The 22345-nt window shown below is 65.5% G+C and carries 24 protein-coding genes, 1 tRNA gene and 1 pseudogene; 22 read left to right on the top strand and 4 right to left on the bottom strand.

Annotated elements, in window-relative coordinates; translation table 11 throughout:
• Positions 1-53: 53 nt before the first annotated feature.
• The 12 genes and pseudogenes from rpsB to rpmE all read left to right on the top strand — a co-directional run.
• Positions 54-803 (top strand): annotated as a pseudogene (rpsB, locus tag ACOQPC_RS12010) (30S ribosomal protein S2); the annotation flags it as partial.
• A 477-nt stretch (positions 804-1280) separates the two neighbouring features.
• The gene (tsf, locus tag ACOQPC_RS12005) at positions 1281-2204 is read left to right on the top strand and encodes a translation elongation factor Ts (RefSeq protein WP_420605960.1); all 924 of its coding nucleotides are present in this window, start codon (positions 1281-1283) and stop codon (positions 2202-2204) included.
• A gap of 140 nt (positions 2205-2344) precedes the next feature.
• A complete protein-coding gene (gene pyrH, locus ACOQPC_RS12000) occupies positions 2345-3067 on the top strand; it encodes a UMP kinase (protein ID WP_420605959.1) in 723 nt (240 codons plus the stop codon).
• Positions 3067-3624, top strand: a complete 558-nt coding sequence (gene frr / locus ACOQPC_RS11995; protein WP_420605958.1) for a ribosome recycling factor — start codon at positions 3067-3069, stop codon at positions 3622-3624. The genes pyrH and frr overlap by 1 nt, the downstream gene beginning before the upstream one ends.
• 61 nt (positions 3625-3685) lie before the next feature.
• Positions 3686-4378, top strand: coding sequence for an isoprenyl transferase (locus tag ACOQPC_RS11990; RefSeq protein ID WP_420608134.1), 693 nt, complete (start codon positions 3686-3688; stop codon positions 4376-4378).
• Entirely contained in the window at positions 4375-5172 is a 798-nt protein-coding gene (locus tag ACOQPC_RS11985) for a phosphatidate cytidylyltransferase (protein ID WP_420605957.1), read from the top strand. Before ACOQPC_RS11990 ends, ACOQPC_RS11985 begins: the two co-directional genes overlap by 4 nt.
• Complete coding sequence (locus tag ACOQPC_RS11980; RefSeq protein ID WP_420605956.1) at positions 5169-6338, top strand: 1-deoxy-D-xylulose-5-phosphate reductoisomerase; 1170 nt, start codon at positions 5169-5171, stop codon at positions 6336-6338. Before ACOQPC_RS11985 ends, ACOQPC_RS11980 begins: the two co-directional genes overlap by 4 nt.
• The gene (rseP, locus tag ACOQPC_RS11975) at positions 6328-7440 is read left to right on the top strand and encodes an RIP metalloprotease RseP (protein ID WP_420605955.1); all 1113 of its coding nucleotides are present in this window, start codon (positions 6328-6330) and stop codon (positions 7438-7440) included. The genes ACOQPC_RS11980 and rseP overlap by 11 nt, the downstream gene beginning before the upstream one ends.
• A 122-nt stretch (positions 7441-7562) precedes the next feature.
• Complete coding sequence (gene bamA, locus ACOQPC_RS11970) at positions 7563-10355, top strand: outer membrane protein assembly factor BamA (RefSeq protein WP_420608133.1); 2793 nt, start codon at positions 7563-7565, stop codon at positions 10353-10355.
• Positions 10355-11017 carry an OmpH family outer membrane protein gene (locus ACOQPC_RS11965; protein WP_420605954.1) on the top strand — a complete coding sequence of 221 codons (663 nt, stop codon included), beginning with the start codon at positions 10355-10357 and terminating at the stop codon, positions 11015-11017. The genes bamA and ACOQPC_RS11965 overlap by 1 nt, the downstream gene beginning before the upstream one ends.
• Before the next feature lie 11 nt (positions 11018-11028).
• Positions 11029-11490: a 3-hydroxyacyl-ACP dehydratase FabZ gene (gene fabZ / locus ACOQPC_RS11960; protein WP_420605953.1), complete on the top strand. Its 462-nt coding sequence runs from the start codon at positions 11029-11031 to the stop codon at positions 11488-11490.
• A gap of 112 nt (positions 11491-11602) precedes the next feature.
• Positions 11603-11830 carry a 50S ribosomal protein L31 gene (rpmE, locus tag ACOQPC_RS11955; protein WP_420605952.1) on the top strand — a complete coding sequence of 76 codons (228 nt, stop codon included), beginning with the start codon at positions 11603-11605 and terminating at the stop codon, positions 11828-11830.
• A 129-nt stretch (positions 11831-11959) separates the two neighbouring features.
• On the opposite strand, the gene ACOQPC_RS11950 is transcribed toward rpmE, so the two are convergent.
• The 4 genes from ACOQPC_RS11950 to ACOQPC_RS11935 are packed head-to-tail and all read right to left on the bottom strand — an operon-like array spanning position 11960 to position 15484.
• The gene (locus tag ACOQPC_RS11950) at positions 11960-12889 is read right to left on the bottom strand and encodes a biotin-dependent carboxyltransferase family protein (protein WP_420605951.1); all 930 of its coding nucleotides are present in this window, start codon (positions 12887-12889) and stop codon (positions 11960-11962) included.
• The gene (locus tag ACOQPC_RS11945; RefSeq protein ID WP_420605950.1) at positions 12889-13551 is read right to left on the bottom strand and encodes a 5-oxoprolinase subunit B family protein; all 663 of its coding nucleotides are present in this window, start codon (positions 13549-13551) and stop codon (positions 12889-12891) included. Before ACOQPC_RS11945 ends, ACOQPC_RS11950 begins: the two co-directional genes overlap by 1 nt.
• A complete protein-coding gene (gene pxpA, locus ACOQPC_RS11940) occupies positions 13548-14309 on the bottom strand; it encodes a 5-oxoprolinase subunit PxpA (RefSeq protein ID WP_420605949.1) in 762 nt (253 codons plus the stop codon). The genes ACOQPC_RS11945 and pxpA overlap by 4 nt, the downstream gene beginning before the upstream one ends.
• Positions 14306-15484 carry an NRAMP family divalent metal transporter gene (locus ACOQPC_RS11935; protein WP_420605948.1) on the bottom strand — a complete coding sequence of 393 codons (1179 nt, stop codon included), beginning with the start codon at positions 15482-15484 and terminating at the stop codon, positions 14306-14308. The genes pxpA and ACOQPC_RS11935 overlap by 4 nt, the downstream gene beginning before the upstream one ends.
• Positions 15485-15612: 128 nt before the next feature.
• Between ACOQPC_RS11935 and ACOQPC_RS11930 the strand changes: the two genes are divergently transcribed.
• From ACOQPC_RS11930 to ACOQPC_RS11885, 10 genes are all read left to right on the top strand, one after another.
• Positions 15613-15689: transfer RNA gene (locus ACOQPC_RS11930), tRNA-His, on the top strand.
• Positions 15690-15806: 117 nt separating this feature from the next.
• On the top strand, positions 15807-16856 hold the full coding sequence (locus ACOQPC_RS11925) for a Glu/Leu/Phe/Val family dehydrogenase (RefSeq protein ID WP_420605947.1): 1050 nt from the start codon (positions 15807-15809) through the stop codon (positions 16854-16856).
• A 173-nt stretch (positions 16857-17029) separates the two neighbouring features.
• Positions 17030-17746 carry a heme ABC transporter permease CcmC gene (gene ccmC, locus ACOQPC_RS11920; protein WP_420605946.1) on the top strand — a complete coding sequence of 239 codons (717 nt, stop codon included), beginning with the start codon at positions 17030-17032 and terminating at the stop codon, positions 17744-17746.
• Positions 17743-17871 (top strand): heme exporter protein CcmD, encoded by a 129-nt coding sequence (gene ccmD / locus ACOQPC_RS11915; RefSeq protein WP_420605945.1) that lies wholly within the window; start codon positions 17743-17745, stop codon positions 17869-17871. The genes ccmC and ccmD overlap by 4 nt, the downstream gene beginning before the upstream one ends.
• Positions 17871-18017 (top strand): hypothetical protein, encoded by a 147-nt coding sequence (locus ACOQPC_RS11910; protein WP_420605944.1) that lies wholly within the window; start codon positions 17871-17873, stop codon positions 18015-18017. The genes ccmD and ACOQPC_RS11910 overlap by 1 nt, the downstream gene beginning before the upstream one ends.
• Positions 18014-18463, top strand: a complete 450-nt coding sequence (gene ccmE / locus ACOQPC_RS11905) for a cytochrome c maturation protein CcmE (protein ID WP_420605943.1) — start codon at positions 18014-18016, stop codon at positions 18461-18463. The genes ACOQPC_RS11910 and ccmE overlap by 4 nt, the downstream gene beginning before the upstream one ends.
• Positions 18464-18754: 291 nt before the next feature.
• Complete coding sequence (locus ACOQPC_RS11900) at positions 18755-20689, top strand: heme lyase CcmF/NrfE family subunit (RefSeq protein ID WP_420605942.1); 1935 nt, start codon at positions 18755-18757, stop codon at positions 20687-20689.
• On the top strand, positions 20686-21216 hold the full coding sequence (locus ACOQPC_RS11895) for a DsbE family thiol:disulfide interchange protein (RefSeq protein WP_420605941.1): 531 nt from the start codon (positions 20686-20688) through the stop codon (positions 21214-21216). The genes ACOQPC_RS11900 and ACOQPC_RS11895 overlap by 4 nt, the downstream gene beginning before the upstream one ends.
• Positions 21213-21626: a cytochrome c-type biogenesis protein gene (locus ACOQPC_RS11890; protein WP_420605940.1), complete on the top strand. Its 414-nt coding sequence runs from the start codon at positions 21213-21215 to the stop codon at positions 21624-21626. The genes ACOQPC_RS11895 and ACOQPC_RS11890 overlap by 4 nt, the downstream gene beginning before the upstream one ends.
• Positions 21623-22303 (top strand): tetratricopeptide repeat protein, encoded by a 681-nt coding sequence (locus ACOQPC_RS11885; protein ID WP_420605939.1) that lies wholly within the window; start codon positions 21623-21625, stop codon positions 22301-22303. The genes ACOQPC_RS11890 and ACOQPC_RS11885 overlap by 4 nt, the downstream gene beginning before the upstream one ends.
• Positions 22304-22345: the final 42 nt, after the last annotated feature.

The raw sequence follows: 22345 nt of genomic DNA, 5'->3' as shown, positions 1-22345 counted from the left end.
GGTATGACCGGTTCTTTCGCTTCCCAGAGGTATAACCGGTAAGGAGAATGATTATGGCGGCCCCTGTCGTCACCATGCAGCAATTGATCGAGGCCGGCGCGCATTTCGGCCACCAGACCCACCGCTGGAACCCGCGGATGAAGCCGTATATCTTCGGCGACCGCAACGGTGTTCACATTATCGATCTTTCGCAGACCGTGCCGTTGTTCGCGCGCGCTCTGGCGTTCGTGCAGCAGACCGTGTCGGCTGGCGGCAAGATTCTGTTCGTCGGCACCAAGCGCCAGGCACAGCAGCCGATCGCCGATACCGCCCGCGCTTCGGGCCAGCATTTCGTCAACCATCGCTGGCTGGGCGGCATGCTCACCAACTGGAAGACGGTGTCCGGTTCGATCAAGCGTCTGAAAACGCTGGAAGAGCAGCTTTCGGGCGACACCTCGGGTCTGACCAAGAAGGAAGTCCTGCAGCTGACGCGCGAGCGTGACAAGCTGGAGCTTTCGCTAGGCGGTATCCGCGACATGAACGGCATCCCCGATGTCATGTTCGTGATCGACGCCAACAAGGAAGAGCTCGCCATCAAGGAAGCCAATGTGCTCGGCATTCCGGTGGTCGCGATCCTCGATACGAACGTCGATCCGTCTAACATCGCGTTCCCGGTTCCCGCCAATGACGACGCCGCGCGCGCCATCCGCCTTTATTGCGAGGCGATTGCCGCGGCTGCCGAAGGTGGCAAGCAGGGCAAGATGGAAAAGTCGGGCGACGATTTCGGCGCGATGGTCGAGCCCCCGGCAGAGCCTGCGACTGCCGCAGAGCGCTATGCCGCCGAGGAAGCCGCGCAGAAGATCGAGGCGCTGGCCAAGAAGAACGACGGCGCCGAGGCGAAGCCTGCTGAAGCAAAGCCGGTCGACAAGCCTGCAGCTGCCGCCAAAGCTCCAGCCGCTGAGGCCCCTGCCGTCGAGGCAAAGCCCGCTGCGGAAGCCAAGCCTGCCAAGGCCGATCCGAAAAAGGCGAAGGCCAAGGCTGACGATGTTCCCGAAGGCGAGAAGCCCGCGGCCGAACATCCGGCAACCGAGACCGAGCCCAAGGCCGAATCCGCCGAGGATGCGGCCGAAGTGCTTAAGGATGCGCCCAAGGTCGAGGGCTGACATCTCACGCGGCGCGGGGCTTTAATCGCGTCGCGGGAATGACCAAATAGAAGCCTAACAGCAGGCGCGCGGGGCTACCGGTCCGATCCGGCCCGCGCGCCATTTTCCGTATTAGAAGATCGAGAAGGATACACAGCCATGGCCATTACCGCCGCCACCGTGAAAGAACTGCGCGACCGTTCGGGCGCGGGCATGATGGATTGCAAGAAGGCGCTCGCCCAGACCGATGGCGACATCGAGGCGGCGGTCGACTGGCTGCGCACCCAGGGCCTCGCCGCCGCGCAGAAAAAGTCCAGCCGCACCGCGGCCGAGGGCCTGGTCGGCGTGGCCGTCGACGGCACCAAGGGCACCGCGCTGGAAGTCAACAGCGAGACCGATTTCGTCGCCAAGAACGAGCAGTTTCAGGATTTCGTGCGCAGCGCGACCGATCTGGCGCTGGCCAAGAGCGCGAACGACATCGATGCCATCAAGGACGCCGAATATCCCGGCGGCGGCACGCTGGCCGAGAAACTGACCGACAATATCGCCAAGATCGGCGAGAACCAGACGCTGCGCCGCGCCAAGACGATTTCCGTCTCCAAGGGCCAGGTGATTTCCTATGTCCACAACGCCGCCGCGCCGAACCTCGGCAAGATCGGCGTACTCGTGGCGCTGGAGAGCGAAGCGGGCGCGGACGTGCTCGAGCCGCTCGGCAAGCAGCTCGCCATGCACATCGCCGCGGCCTTTCCGCTGGCGCTGAACGCCGATGGCCTCGACAAAGACACGCTGGACCGCGAAGCCGGGATCGCCCGCGAAAAGGCGGCCGAGAGCGGCAAGCCCTCGGATATCGTCGAGAAGATGGTCCAAGGCTCGATGAAGAAGTTCGCCAAGGAAAACGCGCTTTTGAGCCAGGTCTTCGTGATCGACAACAAGACGCCGATCGCGGACGTGGTGGCGCAGGCCGCCAAGGATGCGGGCAAGCCGATCACGCTGACCGATTATGTCCGCTTCCAGCTCGGTGAAGGCATTGAGAAGGAAACCAGCGATTTCGCCGCCGAGGTGGCTGCCGCCGCCGGCGTTTGATCGCATTACCCACTAAGGCGAATTTTCCGCCGCGGCCACTTGGCCTGAAGGCGCGTGCCCCCTAAGGTGCGCGCCTTCATCATGTCCGGCGCGCGCATCGATAACGCAGCGCCGTATGAAAACTGCAAAGAGGGGATTCCATGCGCGGCTTCAACCGCATCCTGCTGAAACTGTCCGGCGAATCCCTGATGGGCGACGGGCAGTTCGGCATCGATCCCGAAACCGTGTCGCGACTGGCCGAGGAGGTGAAGGCCGCCAAGGATGATGGTAACGAGATTTGCCTCGTCATCGGCGGCGGCAATATCTTTCGCGGCATGGCCGGGGCGGCCAAGGGGATGGACCGCGCGCAGGCCGATTATATGGGCATGCTGGCCACCGTCATGAACGCTCTCGCCATGCAGAACGCGCTCGAACAGCTCGGAGTCGGTACGCGCGTGCAGTCTGCGATCGAGATGGACCAGGTATGCGAGCCGGTGATCCGCCGCCGCGCGCTGCGCCATCTGGAAAAGGGCCGCATCGTGATCTTCGCGGCGGGTGTCGGCAGCCCCTATTTCACCACCGACAGCGGCGCGGCGCTGCGCGCGGCCGAAATGCAGTGCGATGCGCTGTTCAAGGGCACCAGCGTCGATGGCGTCTATGATGACGATCCCAAGAAGAATCCCAAGGCCGTGCGTTTCGACACAGTCGGTTACGACCAGGTATTGAGCGATAATCTCAAGGTGATGGACGCCAGCGCGGTTGCCTTGTGCCGGGACAATGACATACCGATCGTGGTGTTCTCGATCCGCGAGCGCGGAAACCTCGCCAAGGTTCTGGCGGGCGAGGGTATAGCGACGATCGTCAGACACAAGGAGACCAATTGATGGCGCAGTATGACAAGGCCGATCTGGAACGGCGCATGAAGGGGGCGGTGGATTCGCTCAAGAGCGATCTGGGCGGCCTGCGCACCGGCCGCGCCAACACCGCGCTGCTGGACCCTGTTACCGTGGAGGTTTACGGCCAGAACATGCCGCTCCTCCAGGTTGCGACGGTCTCCGTGCCCGAACCGCGGATGCTGTCGGTACAGGTATGGGACAAGGGCAACGTGACGCCGGTCGAAAAAGCGATCCGTTCCGCCGGACTGGGCTTGAACCCGATCAACGATGGCAACACGATCCGCCTGCCGATCCCGGACCTGACCGAGGAGCGCCGCAAGGAGCTGGCCAAGCTCGCCGGCAGCTATGCCGAAAAGGCGCGCATCGCGATCCGCAATGTCCGCCGCGACGGAATGGACATGATCAAGGCGGACGAGAACAAGAAGGACATCGGCGAGGATGACGCCAAGCGGCTCGAGGGCGAAGTTCAGAAACTGACCGACGACCACATCGGCGAAGCCGATGCGGCGGCCGAGCACAAGGAGAAGGAAATCCTCTCCCAGTGAGCGGATGCGGCGGGTGGAACAGGAGGCATCAGCGATAAAAAAGGATGGCGGCGCGCCCGCCATGCCGCGCCATGTCGCCATCATCATGGACGGCAATGGCCGCTGGGCCAAGCAGCGCCATCTGCCGCGCGCCATGGGCCATCGCCGCGGCGTGGAAGCGGTGCGTGAGATCGTCCGGGCGGCGGGCGACATGGGGCTGGAGGCGCTGACGCTCTACGCTTTTTCCTCGGAAAACTGGAAACGCCCTGCCCAGGAAGTGGGCGACCTGATGGGCCTGCTCAAGCATTTCATCGTGGCCGACATCGACGAGTTCGTCGAAAACGGCGTGCGGCTGAAGGTGATCGGCCGTTACCGTGAGCTGGCACCCGATATCGTCGCGCTGATCGATGACGCCGTGGCGCGGACCAGCGAGAACAGCCGCACCACGCTGGCGGTGGCGCTCAATTACGGCGCGCAGGACGAACTCGTGCGCGCGACCAGCGCAATCGCCGCCCGTGTCGCCGAGGGGTCGCTGGCGCCCGCCGATATCGATACGGACGCCTTCGCCGACGCGCTCGACACCGCCGACATGCCCCCGTTGGATCTCCTGATCCGCACCTCCGGCGAGCAACGGCTGTCCAATTTCCTGCTGTGGCAATGCGCCTATGCCGAATTGTGGTTCACCGACACGCTGTGGCCCGATTTCAGTCGGGCGCATTTCGCACAGGCGCTGGCCGAATATGCCGCCCGCGAGCGGCGGTTCGGGGGCCGGTGAGCGTCGCCGCCTATCTTCGCCCGCGCTTCCAGCGCGAGCTTACCCGGCGGATCACCGTCGGCATCGCGCTGATCGCGCTGGCGCTGGGCGATATCTGGTTGGGCTGGCTCTATTTCTGGGCGCTGGTGTCGCTCGGCTCGATCCTGATGATGGGCGAATGGTCCGATCTGGTGAAGGAGGGGCTGAAGCGCCGCTTCGCGCAGGCTGCGATCACCGTGCCGCTGCTTCTGCTCGCGCCGCAGCCGCCCTTTCCCGGGCCTTCGCTAACCGTCCTGCTAGCGTTCGTCGGCATGGCGGTGGTGCTGGCGATCGGCGCGCAGTCGGTGCGGCTTGCGCTCGGCATGTTCTATGCGGGGCTGCCCGCGGTGGCGCTGGTGTTCCTGCGGGAGCTCGACTTCGGCCATGAGATCGCGATGTGGGCGCTGGCGCTGGTGTGGGCGACGGATATCGGCGCCTTTTTCGTCGGCAAGAGCATCGGCGGACCCAAGGTGTGGCCCGCGGTCAGCCCCAAGAAAACCTGGTCTGGGGCGATCGGCGGGATCGTGAGCGCGATCGGCTGCGGCCTGCTGTTCCACCATTTCGGGCGCCTGACGCTCGAACTGGCCTTGGCCAGCGGATTGCTTTCGGTGGTGGCGCAGGCGGGCGATTTTTTCGAAAGTTTCCTGAAGCGCCGCGCCGGGGTCAAGGACAGCGGCGATCTGCTGCCCGGTCACGGCGGCGTGATGGACCGGCTCGACGGGCTGGTGCCGGTAGCGCCGCTGGTGGCGCTGCTGTGGCTATGGTGGATGACATGAGCGCGCGGACGATCAGTATTTTCGGGGCCACGGGATCGGTCGGAACATCGACGCTCGATCTCGTTCGGCGCGACCGCGACGCCTATGACGTGCAGGCGCTTACTGCCAATGACGACATCGAGGGTTTGGCGAAGCTGGCGTGCGAGTTCGGCGCGAAGCTCGCCGTAATCGCCGACGAGGATCGCTATGACGATCTGAAGGCGGCGCTATCGGGCACCAATATCGGTATCGCGGCGGGCAAGGATGCGCTGTGTGAGGCGGCCGGGCTCGACCCCGACTGGACGATGGCCGCGATCGTTGGCTGCGCGGGGCTCGAGCCGGTCATGGCCGCAATTGAAAAGGGTAAGACGGTTGCGCTCGCCAATAAGGAATCGCTGGTCTCAGCCGGCGCGCTGATGATGGCGGCGGTAAAACACAGCGGAGCGACCTTGCTGCCCGTCGACTCCGAGCATAACGCCTTGTTCCAATGCTTGTCGGGTGGCCGGATCGAGGAGGTGCGCCGCCTGATCCTCACCGCTAGCGGCGGGCCGTTTCGCGATTGGACGCTCGAAGAAATGTGCAGCGTCACGCCCGATCAGGCGGTCGCGCATCCCAATTGGGACATGGGCGCGAAAATCTCGGTCGATAGCGCGACGATGATGAACAAGGGACTCGAGTTGATCGAGGCCTATCACCTGTTCGCCGTCGGCGAGGAGCGGATCGACATATTGGTCCACCCGCAATCGGTGGTCCATTCGATGGTCGAATATAAGGACTGCTCCACGCTGGCGCAGCTCGGCCCGACCGACATGAAGGTGCCGATCGCCAGCGCGCTGGCCTGGCCCGCGCGGATCGAGACCGGCTGCGGCGCGCTCGATCTCGCCGCTATCGGCCGGCTCGATTTCGAGGCGCCCGACGAGCTGCGGTTCCCGGCGCTGCGGCTTGCGCGTGCGGCGCTGCGCAGAGGCGGCACCGCGCCCGCCACGCTGAACGCGGCCAACGAGATCGCGGTCGCGGCGTTCCTGCAGGGTCGCATCGGCTTTCTCGATATCGCCGCGCTGGTCGAGCGCGTGCTGGATGCGGCCGACATCGCCGAGCCCGCCGGGCTTCAGGACATATTCACCGTCGATCGCGATATTCGGGCGCGTACTTCCGAATTGGTTGGAGACTTTTCACGTGGCGACTGAAGGCCCCGGCCTCTTGCTGACCCTGCTCGCCTTTGCGACCGTGATCGGCACACTCGTGTTCGTGCACGAATATGGGCATTATTGGGCCGGCCGGCTGTTCGGCGTGAAGGCGGATGCCTTTTCGATCGGTTTCGGCAAGGAACTGACCGGCTGGACTGACAAGCGCGGCACCCGCTGGAAGATCGCGATGCTGCCGCTGGGCGGCTATGTCCAGTTCGCCGGCGATATGGGAGCGGCAAGCCAGCCGAACCCCGATTTCGACGCGCTGCCCGAACGCGAAAGCGCGCATATGTTTCAGGCCAAACCGCTGTGGCAACGTGCGCTGATCGTGGCGGCGGGGCCGATCACCAATTTTCTGGTCGCGATCCTTATCTTTGCGGGGTTCTTCGTCGCATTCGGTCAGCCGGTAACGCCGAGCGTGGTTCCGGAGGTGCCCGCTAACACCGCAGCGGCTGAGATCGGCCTGCAGGCGGGCGACGAGATATTGTCGATCAATGGTGCACGCACCGAGACCTTCGGCGCGATGGCGCGCGAGGTCTCGATCCACCCGAACGAACCGGTGACGATCGCGGTCGATCGCGCCGGGCACGAATTCGCGCTGGAGGGCACGTTGGGTGTGCGGGTCGAGCGCGATCGGTTCGGCAACGAATACAAGTTCGGGTTGCTCGGCATTCCATGGCCCAAGCAGGTGATCCGCGATGTGCCGCTCTGGGAGGCGCCGATCGCCGCGACCCGCCAGACGGGCGAGGTGGTTCGGCTGATGGTGACCACGCTTGGTCAGGTTTTCAGCGGGCGGCGATCGGTACGCGAACTGGGCGGGCCGCTCAAGATCGCGCAGGTTTCCGGGGAACAGCTCAGCCTCGGCGTCTATGCTTTCATCGGCTTCATCGCACTGATCTCGATTAACTTGGGGTTCATTAACCTGCTGCCAATTCCCATGCTCGATGGAGGACACCTCCTTATGTATGCGGTGGAAGCAGTGCGGCGGAAGCCGGTCGGCCCACAGGCCATGGAGTGGGCCTATCGGACGGGTTTTGCTCTCGTCATCGCATTCATGCTGCTGGTGACTTTCAACGATCTGTCGTCCTTCGGCCTGTTCTGAGGCGAAGCTTTCTTGATCGGACCGCCCGCTTCGTGCAAGGCGGCGCCCGATCGTACAGGAGCCGGCCCGCGCCGGCAGTCAAGAGTCCGGCAAAAGCCGGTGAGGGAACGGGATTGACCCAGGTGACAGCACGTCTTCGCACCAATTGCCGCACGCGTTTCGCGGCGGCATTGCTCGGCGGAACCATTTTGTCGGGCATGGCGATGCCCGCCTTGGCGCAGGATCAGGCGGGCCAGCCTCCCGCAGACCAGCCCCCCGCCCAGCAGCCCGCGGGCGGCGCCGTCACGCAGAGCCTCCAGACCGACGCGACGCGCCCTGGCCAGGACATCATCCGCACGATCGCGGTAGCGGGCACGCAGCGGCTCGAACCGCAGACGGTGCTAACCTACATCAAGCTGCGCCCCGGCCAGCTCTACACGCCAGAAGCCGCCGATCAGGCGCTGCGCGACCTGGCCGAGACCGAGCTGTTCGCCGATTACAGCATCCGCAACGACAATGGCGCAGTGCTGATTACGGTGGTCGAGAACCCGGTGATCAACCGTATTTTGATCGAGGGTAACAAGCGTCTGAAGAGCGACAAGATCGCGCCGGAGATCAAGTTGGCGCCGCGCCAGATCTATACCCGTTCCAAGGTCCGCGCCGACGTCGCGCGCATCATCGAGCTGTACAAGCGACAGGGTCGCTTCGCCGCGAGCGTGGAACCCAAGGCGGTGCAACTCGACCAGAACCGCGTCGATATCGTGTTCGAGATCACCGAGGGGCCTAAGTCCAAGGTCCGCGCGATCAACATCATCGGCAACGAGGAATTTTCGGACAGCGAACTGCGCAGCGAAATGGCGACCAAACAGTCGCGCATCTTCCGCTTCTTCTCGTCCAACACCAGTTACGACCCCGATCGCCTGGCCTATGATCAGCAGAAACTGCGTCAGTTCTATCTGACCGAAGGCTATGCCGATTTTCGCGTGGTCTCCGCCGTGGCCGAGCTGACGCCGGACAAGGAAGATTTCATTATCACCTATGTGGTGGAAGAAGGCGAACGCTACAAATTCGGCGATGTAAAGGTCGAGAGCGAAATCCGCGATTTCGACGGCACCGCGCTGACCAGGAATTTGCAGGTAAAGCAGGGCGACTGGTACAACGCCAAGCTGGTCGAGGACACCGTCGAAGGCCTGACCGAAACCGCCGGTCTGTTCGGCTATGCCTTTGCCGATGTGCGTCCGAATTTCGAGCCGGATCGCGAAACCCATACCATGGGCGTGACCTTTCTAGTCGCCGATTCGGACCGGACCTATGTCGAAGAGGTGGAGATCAACGGCAACCGCATCACCGAGGACAAGGTCGTGCGCCGCGAATTCCGCCTGTCGGAGGGGGATGCGTTCAACAGCTTCCAGGTTCAGCGCTCGGCCAACCGGATCAAGTCGCTCGGCTATTTTCAGGACGATCTGGAGATCGAGCAGCGTCAGGGCAGCGCGCCGGACAAGATCATCCTGTCGACCAATGTCGAGGAAAAATCGACCGGCGAGCTGACCCTCTCGGCGGGTTTTTCGAGCATTGAGAATTTCATCTTCTCCGGATCGATCCAGCAGCGCAATTTTCGCGGCAAGGGCCAGACCCTGCGTGCCAGCGCGAGCTACTCGAGCTACAACAAATCGGTCCAGCTCGGCTTCACGGAGCCCTATCTGTTCGATCGCAACATCGCGATCAGCGGCGATATCTTTCGCAAGGACTACAGCAATTTCTTCTTCGGTTCGGGCAATGACCGGACGACCAACTACAGCCAGATCTCGACCGGTGCGCAAGTCGGCGTCGGCGTGCCGATCAACGAATATCTTTACGGTTCCATCCGCTATTATATTGCCAATGATGATGTCACCGTGGACGATCGTTTTCGGAGCGACTTGGACGGCGATGGCGATTTCGAGTGCGATCCGGCCAAGATCAACCGCTATCTGTGCGATGCCGAGGGCAGCCGCGTCACCTCGCAGATCAGCTATTCGCTGAACTATGACGCGCGCGACAGTCGCTATCGTCCAACGCGCGGTCAATATGTCACGCTGACGCAGGATTTCGCCGGCCTTGGGGGCGATGTGAAATTCCTGCGCACCAAAGTGGAGGGAGGAAAATACTGGAACCTGTTCGACGGCTTTATCTTCTCCGCCACGGCCGAGGGCGGCTATATCTACCCGCTCGAAAATCGCGGTCTGGAATCGCAGGGTGTCGACGATGTTCGTCTGACCGACCGCTTCTTCCTCGGCGAGCCGCAAATTCGCGGTTTCGACATTCGCGGCGTCGGTCCGCGCGTTCAGCGCGCCTCTGTTTTGTGCATGCAGGCGGACGGCGCCGAGCCCAGAGCCTGTAGTTCGACTAACGCTGCGGGCGACATCGTGCGGGACGATAACGGCAATCCCCTGTTCCCGACCGACCGCGACAGCATTCAGGACAGCGCCATCGGTGGCCGGGCCTATTATCTCGGCCGCCTCGAGCTCGAGATTCCCTTGGGGGCCGGCGTCAAGGAACTGGGGTTGCGGCCGTCGATCTTCCTCGATGCCGGTTCGGTGTTCGATATCACCGCGCCCATCACCGACACGATCTTGCCGGGTGATACGAAGCGTCTGTTCGCTCAATTCGACGATATCAACATTGCCTGTACGGTTCCGGCGACCGCTACCGATCCGGCCAAGCTTATCGCCGGCATGGGGCAGACCTGTCCGAGCGGTACCAACGCTACTCCTGTCGCCTCACCCTTCCAGGAACGCTTCGTCGGCGACAGCGCCAGCCCGCGCGTATCCGTCGGCATCGGCGTCAACTGGAATTCACCCTTCGGCCCGCTGCGCATCGATCTCGCGACCGCGCTGCTGAAGCAGGAGGGCGACGATACCAAGACCTTCTCGTTCAACGTAGGAACCCAATTCTGATGAAACATTTTGTCAAAGCCGCGTCGCTGGCTCTCGCGGCGACCACTGCCACCGTTTCGCTCGCCGCGCCTGTCGCCGCGCAGCAGATCAAAGGCGTCGCTTATGCCGATCTTGAGGCCGCCGCGCGTCAGTCCAGTGCCTATGTCAATGCCGTGCAGCAGCGCCAGACGACCTATGCCGCGCAAATTCAGCAGGCCCAGGCCGCGCGTCAGGCCGATGCCGCCCGCTTGCAGCCGTTGGCGGATCAGTTCAACGCCGCCCGCGCCGCGGCCACGCCAGATGAAAACCAGTTGCGTACGCTATACACTCAGATTCAGCAGATCCAGAACGAGGGCGAAGGCAAACTGCAGCAGATATTGCAACCGGTCGCGCTCTCGGAAGCCTATGTGAACGAGCAGATCGGCGACCAGTTGAAAGCCGCGGTCGATGCCGCGCGCAGCCGCGCCAAGGTGACGCTTCTGCTCGGTGCGGGCGCGGTAATCGACGGTGACGATAGCTATGACCTGACCGACGAAGTCACCGCGGAGTTGAATCGCTTGATTCCGAATGCGCAGATCGTGCCGCCGGCCGGCTGGGTGCCGCGCGCGCAGCGCGAGCGCCAGGCCGTACAGCAGGGACAGCCGCCCGCGCCTTCGACGCCGCCGCAGCCCGAGAGTCGTTGAAGCGCCTGAATATGCCCGATCCGCTGGCTTACGATGTCCGCAAAGTGATGGCGGTGCTTCCGCACCGCTATCCCATGCTGCTGGTCGACCGGGTGGTGGAGCTGGAAAAGGACTTCTCGATCAAGGCGGTGAAGGCCGTCACGATGAACGAGGGTTTCTTCCAGGGGCATTTCCCCGGCCGTCCGATCATGCCGGGCGTGATGATCGTCGAGGCGCTGGCGCAGGCCGCCGGCGTGCTCGCGATGGAAAGCTTCGATCTGGTCGGTTCCAGCAAGCTGGTCTATTTCATGGCGATCGAGCAGGCCAAGTTTCGCGCGCCGGTGGAGCCGGGCTGTTTGCTCGAACTCAATGTTTCCTTTCTGCAAAAGCGCCCGCGCGTGTGCCGGTTCGAAGGCAAAGCGATGATCGGCGAGCAGCTGGCGGCGGAAGCCAGCTTCACTGCGATGATCGCCGATCCGCCCGCCGCCGCCTGAACGAACGCGAATGCGCCGTACCCGGCTTGCACAATCGGCGGCGCCCCGTTAAGGCCCGCGCTTTCCTCCCGTGGCCGTTCGGAAATCGGCCCGCAATCGGAGCCATGAGCACATGAAAAAAGATATCCATCCCGATTACCACATGATCAAGGTCCAGATGACCGACGGCTCGACCTACGAGACGCGCTCGACCTGGGGCGCCGAGGGTGACACGTTGCAGCTGGACATCGATCCCACCTCGCACCCGGCCTGGACCGGCGGCAACCAGCGCCTGCTCGATCAGGGCGGCCAAGTGGCGCGCTTCAACAAGCGTTTCGGCGGGCTCAGCCTCAAGAAATAAGCGGCGGCCGGGGTTCAACTCCACCACCGACGTCATTGCGAGGAGCCGTCAGGCGACGAAGCAATCCAGGGCACAGCAGCGCTGCAATGGCCCTGGGTTGCTTCGCCTGCGGCTCGCAATGACGGGTTTCTATAACCGCAGTTCCGGCATCAGCGCGCGCCAGAGCAGGAGCTTCCGGCGCAGGATTTCGCGTGCGCGCTGCGGATCGGTTCTCAGAAAACGTACGCGCATGCCGGGCCGCAACTGGCCGATGCTGTGCCGGTCGGCGCGGATCACCTGCGCGATGCGCGGATAGCCGCCCGTGGTCTGCGCGTCGACGCCCAGCAGATAGGGCTTTCCCGATGGCGGCGCCTGCACGCTGCCCGGAAACACCGCCGCGCTGGCGATGCCGCCCGGCTGCGCCATCATCTCCGGTCCGGCCAACTCGCAGCCGATGCGGTTGGCGCGGTTGCCGACAAGGAACGGTTCGTCGAACAGGGCATGCCGGGCGTGGTCCGCCAGCCTTTCGAACTCCGGACCCGCCACGGCATGGAGACCGATCTCGCCAGTCATGGTCAGGCGATAGGCTTCGGGCACGCGGCGTTCCTCCGCGTCGTTTCCGCCGGAAAAGGCTATCGCGCTGCCTGCGCGAAGGATCGCGCCGCCGATCCTGGCCGGGAGGTAGGAAGAGGTTCCACCAAGCAATTCGGTCGTCTCGAACCCGCCGGCGACGGTGAGATAGCTTCGCACGCCCTGTCTGGCGACGTGAACGTGTAATGCCGCGCCAGCGGGAAGATAATGGCTGCGCTGGGTAGCAACCGCCCGGGCGTCGATATCGGCGCTGGTCGCCGCGCCGCAAATCGCGATTTTGGCGGAGACATTAAAGCGAAAGCTGGCCGCAGACAGCGTGATCTCCAGCCCCGGCGCGTCCGGTGCGTTGCCCACGCACCAATTGGCGAGCGCGAGCGACAACGGATCGGCTGGCCCGGCGCCAGGCAGCGCAAGGTGACGTTTCCCGGCGATCGGGCGACCCTGCAGGCTGGTCTGCAGTCCGCCATTCAATATGTGAATGAATCCCATCAGGCGGCGGTCAGGGAGTCGAAGCGCGCGCGATCGATCGCCTCGAATCGCACGCGCGTGCCCGCGCCGAGCAGGTTTGGCGGATCGCGCCGGGCGTCGAACAGCAGAACGGGAGTGCGTCCAATCAATGGCCAGCCGCCCGGCCCCTCGAACGGATAGAGCCCGCACAGGCCGCCGAGCAAGCCGACCGATCCGGCGGGCACAGACTGGCGCGGTTGGTCCAGTCTGGCAATATCCGGAATATCCCCTTCTGCGCGGCAATAGGCGAAGCCGGGCTGGAAGCCGAGCATGTCGACCGTCCATGTCTGCGCGCCGTGCCAGGCGGGCAGGGCGGATAACTCGATGCCGAGCTTCTGCGCCACCATCGCCGCATCGGGCGCGAATTCCGCGTCGTAGCAGACGGCTATGATCTGCTCGCGCATCTCCGACGCGCCGGATTTGGCAACCCCGTCCAGTTGGCGCACGAACAGCAGCCGCGCGGTGTCCGGATCGGTGCGTTCGGGATCGAAGCGCACCGCCAGGCTGTCGAGGCCGGGCACCACCTCCTCCCAGTCCGGCTGGTGGAGCAGATGTTCGGCACCCGCGAGCCGCCGTTCCCTGTCCCGCACGGTCATGCTCAGCCAGTCATCGGCAACGTAGATCGCGGCCTTGCCATCGGTCATCGCGGCGTGGCGGTACGGATCGTCAGACCGGCGCCTTCCAAAGCTGCGCGGATCGCGGCGGCGCTTTGGAGCGCGGCATCGCTGTCGCTGTGCAAGCAGAGCGTTGCGGCACTCAAGTGCAGTTCGCTACCATCCGATGCACGGATGGGCTTGCCGGTGGCCAGAGCGAGCGCCTGGGCGGCGCGCGCCGACAGTTCGGAAATCACCGCGCCCTTCTCGCTGCGGGGCACCAGCCGAGCGGTGCTGGTGTAGGCCCGATCGACAAAGGCCTCGGCGATGAAGGGCAGGCCGGCATTGCGTGCCGCGGTGTCGACCGCGGATTCGGCGAGCCCGACCAGCGGCGTGCCGGGCAGCGCCTCTGCCGACGTTCGCGCCACCAATCGGGCGAGTACCGGGTCGTCGGCCATATCGTTGTACAGCGCGCCATGCGGCTTGACGTGGTGGACGGCGCATCCCGCTGCGCGTGCTGCATCCGCGAATGCCTCGATCTGCTCGCGCAGGCTGTCGGCGAGCGCTTGCCCGTCGATAGCGAGCGAGCGCCGTCCGAAATTTTCGCGATCCGGATAGCTCGGATGCGCGCCTGTCGCGACGCCGCGCGTCTTGGCCGCTTCCAGCATCACCGCCATGCTGGCCGCATCACCGGCATGGCCACCGCACGCGATGTTGCAACTGCTGACGACATCGAGGATCGCGATGTCGCGGTCCTGCGACTCGGGCATTTCGCCGAGGTCCGCGTTGAGATCGATGCTGCTGGTCATGGCCACACCCCCAGCGCGCGGAGCACCAGCCGGGTTCCCAGCAGCAGGCAGATCAGCCAGACGAGGGCCGCGCTCCAGGCGAGCGCTCTGCCGGTATCGGGCGAGCGGTGCGCCATCCAGACGAGCACGCCCGCGACCAGCGGCAGCAGCAGCCCGTTGGCCACCTGCGCGACGAGGATGATTCCGACGAGATCGGTGCCGGTGGCCGCCACCACGGTGCCGATCAACACGATCAGCGTGGCGGTGATGCGGAAGACGATACGCCTCGGATCGCCGCCGGGCCACAGTTCGGACAGGATGTAGCCGGTCGCCATCGGCGCGGTGACGGCGGAGGTCAGCCCCGCGCCGAACAGGCCGAGGCCGATGGCATAGCGGGCGAGGGGGCCGTAGACCGGCTCGACCTGCCGCGCGATATCGGCGGCGTTGGAGATATCGCCGCCAACCCCGCTCGCCGCCGCCGTCACCAGAATCGCGATCGAGACCAGCGCGCCGATGCCGATCGAGACGATGGTTTCCAGCCGCATCTCGGCCGGATTTTCCTGTGGGCTCCAGCGTTCGCGCGCCGCGGCGGCGTGGAGGAACAGATTATAGGGCACAATGGTGGTGCCGATCAGCGCGATGGCGGTGAACAGGCCTTGATCCGGGATGCTCGGGATCAGCCCGCGCGCGAGCTCGCCGAGATCGGGCCGCACCGCGATGCAGGCGATGAGAAAGGCGACGCTCATCAGCATGACGAGCCCGAGCAGCAGCCGCATCAGCCAGCGGACATTGCCGAGGGCAAGGAGCGACGCGGCGACGAGACCGATCAGCAAGGCGGGCCGAGGCGCCGCGTCCCATCCCAGCGCGCTAAGACCCAGCGCCGCGCCGCCGATATTGCCGCTTTCATAGGCGGCGTTGCCGAGGGCAAGCGCGATGACGATCAACACCGCCAGCGCAATCTTGGCGGGGCGAGCGGCAATGCTGCCGACCATCGCCTCGGCCAGCCCCTGACCGCGCAGCACCGCGATCCGCGCGGCGGTATATTGCAGGATGATCGTGGCGATCCCGGCGAACACCAGCGCCCAGAGCAGTGTCATGCCGAAGCCGACCCCGGCCACCGAACAGGCGGTGACGGTGCCCGGGCCGATGAAGGCCGCGGCCACCAGCATGCCGGGGCCGGGCCTATAGCGCGCCATTGGTCACTCGCTTTGCTTTCGTCGTCATGCGTCAAGCGGTAGCGCGACGGCCCCTTGCTCGGCAACGGCCTTGCGCTCCGCCGCGCGCGGTCTTACACAGCGCCCTCGCGGCAGCATGACTGTCCATGGCGATCGTAGCTCAGTTGGTTAGAGCGCCGGTTTGTGGTACCGGAGGTCGCGGGTTCAAGACCCGTCGATCGCCCCATTTTTCGCTCTCGGATAGGTCTGCAGGCGTTCCCACCGTTATGCGGTGACAAATGGCGCCGGTATCATTATTGCGCCGCCAAGACCGTAAATTTCCACGACTGACAGGACGTCGCCGATGCCATCGCTCTGGTCCCATCCCGATTACGACGCGCACGAAACGGTGCATTACGCCCATGACATCGGCTCCGGCCTGTCGGCGATCATCGCGGTCCATTCGACGCATCTCGGGCCTGGGACTGGGGGTACGCGGTTTTGGCATTATGTGGACAAGAACGATGCGCTGACCGACGTGCTGCGGCTGTCGCGGGGCATGAGTTACAAGAACGCGATGGCGGGACTGCCGCTCGGCGGGGGCAAGGGCGTGATCCTGGCGGGCGAGGCGCGCGCGAAGACGCCGGCGATGCTTAGCGCCTATGGACAGGCGATCGATGCGCTCGGCGGGCGCTATGTCACGGCCGAGGACGTCGGCATCACCACCGCAGACATGGTGCAGGTGGCGCGGCAGACGAACTATGTCTCCGGCCTGCCGCAAAGCGACGCGAGCGAGGCGGGCGGCGATCCCGGACCGTTCACCGCGCGCGGCATCTATCTGGGCGTGCGCGCCGCGGTGCGCCACAAACTCGGCCGCTCGTCGATGGACGGCGTGCGCGTCGCGATTCAGGGCGTCGGCAGCGTCGGCGGGGGCCTCGCGCGGCTGCTCGCGGCGGACGGAGCGAAGCTCACCATCGCCGATATCGACCGGGACAAGGCTGCCGAACTCGCCGCCGAAACCGGCGCGGTGCAGGCCAGCCTGTCGGACATCATGCGCGTGGAGGCGGACGTGTTCAGCCCCAACGCGCTGGGCGCGATCCTCGACGAGGTGTCGATCGCCAATCTCAACGTGGCCGTGGTCGCGGGCGGCGCGAACAACCAGCTCGCCCGGCCCGACGACGCGCAGCGGCTGTTCGATCGCGGCATCCTCTACGCACCCGATTATGTGATCAACGCGGGCGGCGTCATCAATATCGGGCTGGAATATCTCGGCGAAAGCTCGGCCGAAGAGGTCAATGCGCGGATCGACAACATCCCCGGCAGGCTCGAGGCGATCTGGCGGCGCAGCGAGGCGGAAGGCGTGCCCTCGGCGAACGTTGCCGATCGCATGGCACGGGAATTGATCGGGCGGTAGATTCGGATAGCCTTGAACACCAAATTCGGTGTGCTCCTGCGAAAGCAGGAGCCCAGCAGGAGAGGGCGCCCGATGGGCTCCTGCCTGCGCAGGAGCACGATATTGAACAAAGGGACTTCTACCCCCCTCCGCCCTTCCATCGACGAGAAAAGCGCCTATTCTAACGCCAAATCATGCACCGTTTCGCCAACCCTACCCGTTTTCTCAAGCTGGCCAGGCCGCTGACCGCGATCCTGTTCTGGATCGGGCTGGCGCTGACGCTCGGCGCCTGCGTCTGGGGGCTTGCGGTGGCGCCCGCCGACCGGCTGATGGGCGACACCGTGCGCATCCTCTACATCCATGTGCCCACCGCCTGGCTCGGCATGGGCGGCTGGGCGGCGATCGCCGTCGCCAGCATCGTGCAGCTGGTCTGGCGGCATCCGCTGGCGGGCATCGCCGCGCGCGCGTCGGCGATGCCCGGTGCGGTGTTCGCGGCGCTATGTCTGCTGTCCGGATCGATCTGGGGCCGCCCCGCCTGGGGCACATGGTGGGTGTGGGACGGGCGGCTGACCTCGATGCTGGTGCTGTTCTTCCTCTATATCGGCTATATCGCGCTGGTCAGCGCGAGCAGCGAGCGCGGGCAGACCAGCCGTATCGCCGCGATCTTCGGCATCGTCGGTGCGGTCAATATTCCGATCATCAACCGGTCGGTCGTGTGGTGGCAGACGGTGCACCAGCCGCCGAGCATCACGCTGGCCGGATCGAGCATCGACGGCGCGTTCCTGTGGCCGCTGTTGATCAGCGTCATCGGCTTTTCGCTGCTGTTCGGCGCGATCGTGCTGATGCGGATGCGCGCCGCGCTCGCCGACATCCGCGTCGAGGCGCGGCTGCAGCGACTGGCGGCGGCATGAGCCAGTGGGGCTATGTGATCCTGGCCTATGGCGCGGTGCTGCTCGGCATGGCCGGGCTGCTGGTCGCGAGCTATGGCGCGATGCGCAAGGCGGAGAAGCAGGTCGAGGCGTTGGGGAGGAGGTGATGGCCAGCGCCGTTTTTCCTTTTCAAAAGATCGTCATCCCGGACTTGATCCGGGATCCAGGGCCCAGCGGCAGTGCCATATCGCTCTGGATCCCGGATCAAGTTCGGGATGACGTTGTTTTATATTGGGATGTCGAACGCGCATGAAAGCCAAGCACCAGCGCCTGACGCTCGTCGTCGTCGCGGTCGTCGCGCTGATCGGCGCGGCGTTGCTAGCGATGCTCGGGCTGCGTGACCAGGCCGCCTATTTCTACCAACCCGCCGCGCTGGTGAAGGCGGACGTACCGCCGGGCCAGGCGATCCGGCTCGGTGGTCTCGTCATGCCCGGCTCGGTGAAACATGGCCCGGACGGCGTGACCACAGCTTTCACCGTGTCCGATGGCGAGGCGACGGTCCCGGTCACTTATCGCGGGATCGTGCCGGACCTGTTCACCGAGGGCTCGGGCGTCGTGGCGACCGGCCGGATGGACGCGGGCGGCACGTTCGTCGCCGACAATCTGCTGGCCAAGCATGACGAGAATTATGTGCCGCGCGAGCTCGGCAATATCGACAAGGCGGCGGTGATCAGCGAGAGCCAGACGCTTGTCAGATGATCGGAAGCGCCGCCAAGAGGACAGCCTCCCTCTCCCGCTTGCGGGAGAGGAGCGGGACTTAGTCGGCGCGCAGCGGCGGCTTAGTCGCAGCGGTGAGGGTCATCCCCGCAAAGTATTACTTTGTAGGGACCCCGGTGAGGGCGCCCAGCAGCGCTGCGCCATCGCTGACGCTGGCGCGCCACCCACCCTCATCCAACTTCGTCTAGCTCCTCGCGGAGCAAGACTGCGCATCCTTCTTCCGCGCGGGCGGGAGAAGGGAGAATTCAAAATCCCCTCTCGCCAAATCGCCGCATGATCGCCGAGGCCGGCCTTGCCGCCCTGTGGCTCGCCGCGGCGCTGGCGCTGCTGCAGACCGTTGCCGGGTTCGGCGGGCTGGGGGACCGGCTCGCGCCATTGACGCAGGCGCTGCGCGGCTTCGCGGTGGCGCAGGGCCTGCTGTGTCTCACCGCCTTCGCCATGCTGCTGTGGCTGTTCGCGCGCACCGATCTGTCGGTGCTGCTGGTGGCCATGAACAGCCATATCGACAAGCCGATGCTGTACAAGGTGGCGGGCGCCTGGGGCAATCATGAAGGCTCGATGCTGCTCTGGGTCACCATATTGTCGCTGGTCGGCGGGGCGATCGCGCTGCTGGAGCGCAAGCTCGATGCCCGCAGCTTCGCCGCCACGCTCGGCGCGCAGGGCGTGATCGCACTCGGCTTCTACGCCTTTTTGCTATTCTCCTCGAACCCGTTCGCGCGGCTCGATCCGGCCGCGCCGACGGGGCAGGGGCTGAACCCGCTGCTGCAGGACCCCGGCCTCGCCTTCCACCCGCCCACGCTCTACATCGGCTATGTCGGGCTGTCGGTGGCCTTTTCCTTTGCCGTCGGCGCGATGCTGACCGGCAAGGCCGGCCCCGGTTTCGCCCGCGCGATGCGCCCGTGGGTGCTGATGAGCTGGATCTTCCTGACGCTGGGCATCACCGCAGGAAGTTACTGGGCCTATTACGAGCTGGGCTGGGGTGGCTGGTGGTTTTGGGACCCGGTCGAGAATGCTTCGTTGATGCCTTGGCTCGCGGCGACGGCGCTCTTGCATTCGGTTTCGGTGCTCGCCGCGCGCGATGCGCTGCGCGCCTGGACGATCATGCTGGCGCTCACCGCCTTTGCGATGTCGATGATCGGCACGTTTCTGGTGCGCTCGGGCATCTTGACCAGCGTCCACGCCTTTGCCGTCGATCCGGAGCGCGGCACCTTCATCCTGGCGCTGCTCGCGCTCTACATCGGCGGCGCGCTCATTCTTTTCGCCACGCGCATCGGCCATGTGCGCCAGGGCGCGCCGTTTCACCTGTTCAGCCGCGAGGGCGGGCTGGTCGCCAACAATATCCTGCTGTCCGCGATCCTCGCGATCGTGCTCATCGGCACGCTCTATCCGCTGATCGCGGAGGGGTTGCTGGGCGAGCAGCTTTCGGTCGGTCCGCCCTATTTCGACAAGACGACGGTGCCGGTGGCGCTGGCGCTGATGATCTTCCTCGCCGCCGGGCCGCTGCTGCGCTGGCGGCGCGACGGCTCAGGCAGTTTGCCCAGGAAACTGGTACTGCCCGCGGGCGCGAGCGTGGTCGCGCTGGTGCTGCTGCTGATCCTGGCGCCGGGCGCGGGAATCCTGCCGCTGCTCGGGCTGGTGTTCGCGGCCGGGCTCGCCATCGCCAGCGTGGTGCCGCTGTGGGGCCGCAATCTGCTGCGCACGCCGCTGCCGGTTTACGGCATGGTGCTCGCGCATCTCGGTGTCGCGGTGGCCGCGGCGGGCATGGCGTCCGAATCCGGCTTCACGCAGGAGCGACTCGCGGCGGTGCGCTATGGCGATGAGCTCGAGGTCGGCGGCTGGACCGTGCAGCTGCTCGGGCTCGATCCGGTGGCGGGCCCGAACTGGACCGCGATCGAGGCGCGCGTGCTGGCCGAGAAGCGCGATGCCGCGTGGATCCTGCGCCCGCAGTCGCGCAGTTATTCCTCGCCCGAGATGCAGACCAACGAGGCGGCGCTGCTGAGCCGCTGGAACGGGCAGCTTTATGCCACGCTCGGCGCGCAGGACGATCGGGGGCGCTGGCAGCTCAGATTATGGTGGAAGCCGTTCGTGTCGCTGATCTGGCTCGGCGGCGTGCTCATCGCGCTGGGCGGCGCGCTGGCGCTGCTCGGCCGGATGTGGCGCGGCTTTCGCGCGCATTTCCCGAAGATTCAGCATGAGGGCTTCGCATGAGCCGCCCGTGGGTTCTGTGGCTGCCGCTCGTGGTGTTCGGCTTTCTGCTGATGCTGGTGCTGTGGGGCATGAACCGCGAGCGCGACGATTTCGTACGCTCGCGGCTGATCGGCCAGCCGGTGCCCGCCTTCGATCTGCCGCCTGCGGTGGACGGCAAGCCGGGGCTGGCCAGCACCGATCTTTCCGCAGGCCAGCCGCGGCTCGTCAATTTCTTCGGCAGCTGGTGCATTCCATGCCGCGCCGAGGCGCCGCACCTGGACGCGCTGGCCAGGGCGGGCGTGCCGATCGACGGCATCGCGCTGCGCGACGAGCCGGCGAATGTGGCGCAATTCCTGTCCGACTACGGCGATCCGTTTCAGCGGATCGGCGCGGACAGAGATGGCCGGCTGCAGGTGCTGTTCGGTGCGACCGGGGTGCCCGAAACCTATCTGGTCCGCGCGGACGGCACGATCCTGCTCCAGCATATCGGCGACATCCGCGCGGACGACGTGCCGGGTCTCATCCAGGCGTGGAAGGCGGCGGGGTGAGGCGGCTGAGCCCTTTGATGGCGCTGATGCTGTTGTTCACGCCCGCGCTTCCGCTGGCGGCGCAGGCCGATGGCGGCGTCGATGCGCCCTATGCCAACAACCAGCTGCCCGACGCCGCGAAAGAAGCCGAGGCGCGCGCGCTGATGGGCGAAATTCGCTGCGTCCAGTGCCAGAGCCAGTCGATCGCCGATAGCGACGCGCCGATCGCCGGCGCGATGCGCAGCGAAGTGCGCACGCGGATCGCGGCCGGGCAATCGGCGGACAGCATCCGGGACTATTTCATCGCCCGCTACGGCGATTACATCACCTTCGATCCGCCGATGACCCCGCTGACCTGGCCGCTCTGGTTCGCGCCGATTCTGGTGATCGCCTTCGGGCTGTGGCTGGCCAAAGGGCGCTTCAAACGATGATCGGCTGGCTGTTCATGGTCGGTCTTGCCGTCATCGTCTTCGCGGGCCTCTGGCTGCTCGGCGGCATGAAGCGGCCGGCGTTCGAGTTCGTCGGCGCGGCGCTGATCCTGGCCTTTGCCGGCTATCAGTGGCAGGGACGGCCCGGGCTCCCCGGCGCGTCGGCGCAGCCCGAGCAGGCGCGCGCAGAGGTGACCGCCTCGCTGATCGATCTGCGCGTCGGGATGGACCGCAATTTCTCGCCCGCCAAGCGCTATCTCCTGCCGGCCGACGGCTATGCCCGGCGCGGCGATTATCAGGCGGCGGTGCAGATCCTGCGCGGCGGGGTGCGCGCAAACCCGCGCGACGCCGATCTGTGGACCGCGATCGGCCTGCAGCTGATGATGGCGGCGGACGGCGCGCTGCCGCCCGCCGCCAAGCTGGCGTTCGACCGCGCCCGGTCGATCGATCCGCGCCATCCGGGGCCGGTTTATTTCACCGGCCTCGCCGCGCTGCGCGATGGCCAGCCGGAGGCAGCGCTGACCCTGTGGTCGAGCCTCATCAGCGGCGATTACCGCGCGGGCGACTGGCGTGGCAAGGTCGCCACGCAGGCCAATGCGCTGGGGGCCATGCTGAGCAGCGCGATGGAGGCCGAGCGCATGATGTCGCAGCAAGGCGAGGCGCCGGATGGCGGGCGTTAGGGCGTGATTGCGCGGGGGCATGGGGCATGCTAATCGCGCCGC

This window comes from Novosphingopyxis sp. (assembly GCF_965218915.1).
In the GTDB taxonomy this organism is placed as follows: Bacteria; Pseudomonadota; Alphaproteobacteria; order Sphingomonadales; family Sphingomonadaceae; genus Novosphingopyxis.
This window is presented reverse-complemented; position numbering and strand designations above follow the sequence as displayed.

Bases quoted from the DNA above. Each gene is read 5' to 3' on its own strand.
- tsf (WP_420605960.1), top strand. From the start codon at position 1,281: ATGGCCATTACCGCCGCCACCGTGAAAGAACTGCGCGACCGTTCGGGC.
- pyrH (WP_420605959.1), top strand. From the start codon at position 2,345: ATGCGCGGCTTCAACCGCATCCTGCTGAAACTGTCCGGCGAATCCCTG.
- frr (WP_420605958.1), top strand. From the start codon at position 3,067: ATGGCGCAGTATGACAAGGCCGATCTGGAACGGCGCATGAAGGGGGCG.
- ACOQPC_RS11990 (WP_420608134.1), top strand. From the start codon at position 3,686: ATGCCGCGCCATGTCGCCATCATCATGGACGGCAATGGCCGCTGGGCC.
- ACOQPC_RS11980 (WP_420605956.1), top strand. From the start codon at position 5,169: ATGAGCGCGCGGACGATCAGTATTTTCGGGGCCACGGGATCGGTCGGA.
- ACOQPC_RS11965 (WP_420605954.1), top strand. From the start codon at position 10,355: ATGAAACATTTTGTCAAAGCCGCGTCGCTGGCTCTCGCGGCGACCACT.
- fabZ (WP_420605953.1), top strand. From the start codon at position 11,029: ATGCCCGATCCGCTGGCTTACGATGTCCGCAAAGTGATGGCGGTGCTT.
- rpmE (WP_420605952.1), top strand. From the start codon at position 11,603: ATGAAAAAAGATATCCATCCCGATTACCACATGATCAAGGTCCAGATG.
- ACOQPC_RS11950 (WP_420605951.1), bottom strand. From the start codon at position 12,889: ATGGGATTCATTCACATATTGAATGGCGGACTGCAGACCAGCCTGCAG.
- ACOQPC_RS11945 (WP_420605950.1), bottom strand. From the start codon at position 13,551: ATGACCGATGGCAAGGCCGCGATCTACGTTGCCGATGACTGGCTGAGC.
- pxpA (WP_420605949.1), bottom strand. From the start codon at position 14,309: ATGACCAGCAGCATCGATCTCAACGCGGACCTCGGCGAAATGCCCGAG.
- ACOQPC_RS11935 (WP_420605948.1), bottom strand. From the start codon at position 15,484: ATGGCGCGCTATAGGCCCGGCCCCGGCATGCTGGTGGCCGCGGCCTTC.
- ACOQPC_RS11925 (WP_420605947.1), top strand. From the start codon at position 15,807: ATGCCATCGCTCTGGTCCCATCCCGATTACGACGCGCACGAAACGGTG.
- ccmC (WP_420605946.1), top strand. From the start codon at position 17,030: ATGCACCGTTTCGCCAACCCTACCCGTTTTCTCAAGCTGGCCAGGCCG.
- ccmD (WP_420605945.1), top strand. From the start codon at position 17,743: ATGAGCCAGTGGGGCTATGTGATCCTGGCCTATGGCGCGGTGCTGCTC.
- ACOQPC_RS11910 (WP_420605944.1), top strand. From the start codon at position 17,871: ATGGCCAGCGCCGTTTTTCCTTTTCAAAAGATCGTCATCCCGGACTTG.
- ccmE (WP_420605943.1), top strand. From the start codon at position 18,014: ATGAAAGCCAAGCACCAGCGCCTGACGCTCGTCGTCGTCGCGGTCGTC.
- ACOQPC_RS11900 (WP_420605942.1), top strand. From the start codon at position 18,755: ATGATCGCCGAGGCCGGCCTTGCCGCCCTGTGGCTCGCCGCGGCGCTG.
- ACOQPC_RS11895 (WP_420605941.1), top strand. From the start codon at position 20,686: ATGAGCCGCCCGTGGGTTCTGTGGCTGCCGCTCGTGGTGTTCGGCTTT.
- ACOQPC_RS11885 (WP_420605939.1), top strand. From the start codon at position 21,623: ATGATCGGCTGGCTGTTCATGGTCGGTCTTGCCGTCATCGTCTTCGCG.